Raw genomic sequence first — 3,065 nt, forward strand, 5'->3', positions numbered from 1 at the left:
CGGCCGGCCCGAGCGCCGCGAGCGCCTCCAGGGTGCGGTAGGCGTCCTCGGCGGCGTGCTGCTCGGCGAGCTTCTTCGCCGGGCCGGTGCCCGAGCCGCGCGCCTCGCCCGCGAGGACGGCGCGCGCCGTGAACGTGCGCGCGTGGTCGGGACCCTCACCGACGACCTCGTACGACGGAGCCCCCAGTCCCAGCGCCGCGGACAGCTCCTGCAACGACGTCTTCCAGTCGAGACCCGCACCGAGGCCTGCGGCCGCGTCGAGCGTCGGCCCGACGAACCGGTCGACGACCGTGCGGGCCGTCTCGAGCCCGTGCGACAGGTACACCGCGCCGAAGATCGCCTCGAGCGTGTCGGACAGGATCGAGTCCTTGTCCGCCCCGCCGGTCGCGAGCTCGCCCTTGCCGAGCAGGACGAACGCGCCCAGGTCGAGGTCGCGCGCGACGCCCGCGAGCGCCCGCTGCGAGACGGTCGCGGCCCGCATCTTCGCGAGCGCACCCTCGGGCTGGTCGGGGTGGCGGCGGTAGAGCGACTCGGTGACGACGAGACCGAGGACGGTGTCGCCGAGGAACTCGAGCCGCTCGTTCGTCGGGATGCCACCGGCCTCGTGCGCGAACGAACGGTGGGTCAGCGCCAGCACGAGAAGCTCGGGGTCCAGGTGGACCCCGAGCTTCTCGATGAGCCTGTCGGCCGCGGCACTCATCCCGGTCACAGGGCGGTCAGGTGCGTCACGGCGACGAGCGAGGGTGTCAGCGGGCCTCGTGCTCGCTGCGCACGGCCTCGGCGTAGCGACGGCCGTTGTACGCACCGCACGACGGGCACGCGGCGTGCGACAGCTTGTCCGCCTTGCAGACGGGGCACGAGGTCAGCGTCGCGGCAGTGGTCTTCCACTGCGACCGACGCGCACGGGTGTTGCTGCGCGACATCTTGCGCTTCGGAACCGCCACGGCTAGCTCTCTTTCGTCTCGTCGACCTTGCTCGACAGGCCGCTCAGGGCGGACCAGCGAGGGTCAAGCGTCTCATGCGAATGGTCAGGGTCGTCCGCCAGGCGAGCTCCGCACTCGGAGCACAGACCCGGGCAGTCGGGGCGGCACAGCGGCTGGAACGGCAGAGCCGGCACCACCACGTCCCGCAGCGCGGGCTCGAGGTCGATCAGATCGCCCTCCAGCTCACGCACGTCCTCGTCCTCGTCGCCCTCCTCGACCGCAGCGGCGGCGCGCTCGGGGTAGACGTAGAGCTCCTGGAGGGTGACGTCGACGTCCTCGACGACCTCTTCCAGGCAGCGCACGCACTCCCCGACCGCCCGGCCACGGACGGATCCGGAGACCAGGACTCCCTCCATGACCGCCTCGAGCCGGAGGTCCAGCTCGATGTCGGTTCCAGGACGGATGCCGATCACGTCGGTCCCGAGATCCTCCGGGGCACCGACCGTGAGCTGCACGGTCCGCGTCGATCCCGGACGTCGGCCGAGCTCATGCGTGTCGAGCACGAACGGCGAACGGGGATCGAGGTGAACAGGGCGCTGCACGGCCGAAGGTCCCCTCGTCTTGGATCTCGGTCCACGCCACGACCGGCAGGACCAACCGCCAACTCTACGACACGCGACCGGGGGCTCCCAAATCAGCTCCACCTCGCCCGACGCCACCGGTCGACGGGCTGCTCGACCGGCCGGTCAGCCGGTGCCCGCCGGCTCAGAGGACCGAGCCGTCCGACCGGTCGTCCGCGCCGCCGTCCAGGCGGTCCGCGAGCTTCGCCCGACCCGCCTGCACCTGGCTCAGCACCTTGCCGAGGTCGATCTCGAAGTCCGCCAGCCGGCGGTCGCAGTAGTCGTCGGCGTCACGCCGCAGGACCGTCGCCGACTCCTCGGCCTCCTGCACGATCTGCTGCGCCCGCTCGCGCGCCGCCACGACGACGGCCTCCGAGTCGACGAGCTCGTCGGCGCGCTGCCGCGCCTCGGCGATGATGCGGTCCGCCTGCCCCCGCGCCTCGGCCCGTGCCGCGTCGGCGTCCGCCAGCACCTGGTCCGCGCGCGTGAGCTGCGTGGGCAGCACGTCGCGCGCCTGGTCCAGCAGGTCCAGCAGCTCCGCCCGGTTCACCAGCACGGACGACGACATGGGCATCGCCCGGGCCTGCGTCACCGCCGCCGCGATCGCGTCCAGCACACCCGTGAGGCCCTCGGGCCGGGTCGTCGCGTCCTCGTCGGTCATCATGCACTCCCTCCCGTCCGCGCGAGCGCCGCGCGCACCGCCTCACCGACCTCGGCCGGCACCAGGTCGTCGATCGGCCCGCCGTACCGGGCCACGTCCTTGACCAGCGACGACGCCACGTGCGCGAGCGCCGGGTCGCCCACCACGAACACCGTCTCGACGCCCGACAGGTGCCGGTTCATGAGCGCCATGGGCAGCTCCGCGTCGAAGTCCGCGCCGCTGCGCAGCCCCTTGACGACCGCCGACGCGCCCTGCTCCCGCACGAAGTCCGCGAGCAGGCCGTCGACCGCCTCGACCCGCACGCCGTCGAGGTCCGCGAGCACCGTGCGGGCCAGCGCGACGCGCTCGTCTGCGGTCAGCAGCGGCGTCTTCGACGAGTTGCGCGCCACGGCGACGACGACCTCGTCGAACATCGTCCGCGCACGCCGCACCACGTCCACGTGGCCGAGGGTGAGGGGGTCGAAGGATCCCGGGCAGACGGCTGTGGTCACCCGGCCAGGGTAGGCGAACGGCCGGTGCGCGCCCGTCGGACGCGGCCGGGTCAGTCCTGGTCCGGGTGCGGCGCGCGCCCGTCCGCGGCGTCGCCGTCGCCCGCGGCGTCGTCGGGCTGCCCGCCGTCGTCGGGGGCGCCGTCGACCGGTGTCCGCTCGCCGAACCAGACGACCGTCTCGCCGTAGACGCGCCGCTCGACACCCTCCCAGCCGGTGGGCCACGTGGGTTCGGGCGAGCGGGACGAGCGCTCGACGGCGAGCACGCCGTCCTCGGCGACGGCCGGCGCGACGCCGGCCAGCACCGTGCCGAGGTCGGTCTCCGCGACGTCGTACGGCGGGTCGACGAGGACGAGGTCCCACGGGGCGACGG

The 3,065-nt window shown here is 73.7% G+C and carries 6 protein-coding genes; all 6 read right to left on the reverse strand.

Features of this window, described 5'->3' with window-relative positions; translation table 11 throughout:
• The coding region (gene rnc / locus HGA02_RS14715) for a ribonuclease III (protein WP_168679752.1) at positions 1-700 on the reverse strand (700 nt) is incomplete at its 3' end.
• A gap of 46 nt (positions 701-746) precedes the next feature.
• The gene (gene rpmF / locus HGA02_RS14720) at positions 747-944 is read right to left on the reverse strand and encodes a 50S ribosomal protein L32 (RefSeq protein WP_162352438.1); all 198 of its coding nucleotides are present in this window, start codon (positions 942-944) and stop codon (positions 747-749) included.
• Positions 945-946: 2 nt separating this feature from the next.
• The gene (locus HGA02_RS14725) at positions 947-1,525 is read right to left on the reverse strand and encodes a YceD family protein (protein ID WP_124344184.1); all 579 of its coding nucleotides are present in this window, start codon (positions 1,523-1,525) and stop codon (positions 947-949) included.
• Positions 1,526-1,688: 163 nt separating this feature from the next.
• Positions 1,689-2,204, reverse strand: a complete 516-nt coding sequence (locus tag HGA02_RS14730) for a hypothetical protein (protein WP_168679754.1) — start codon at positions 2,202-2,204, stop codon at positions 1,689-1,691.
• Positions 2,204-2,695 (reverse strand): pantetheine-phosphate adenylyltransferase, encoded by a 492-nt coding sequence (gene coaD / locus HGA02_RS14735; protein ID WP_168679756.1) that lies wholly within the window; start codon positions 2,693-2,695, stop codon positions 2,204-2,206. The genes HGA02_RS14730 and coaD overlap by 1 nt, the downstream gene beginning before the upstream one ends.
• Positions 2,696-2,745: 50 nt before the next feature.
• Positions 2,746-3,065: RsmD family RNA methyltransferase (locus tag HGA02_RS14740; RefSeq protein WP_210728611.1), on the reverse strand; the 320-nt coding region annotated here is incomplete at its 5' end.

This window comes from Cellulomonas septica (assembly GCF_012396155.1).
Classification (GTDB): domain Bacteria; phylum Actinomycetota; class Actinomycetes; order Actinomycetales; family Cellulomonadaceae; genus Cellulomonas; species Cellulomonas septica.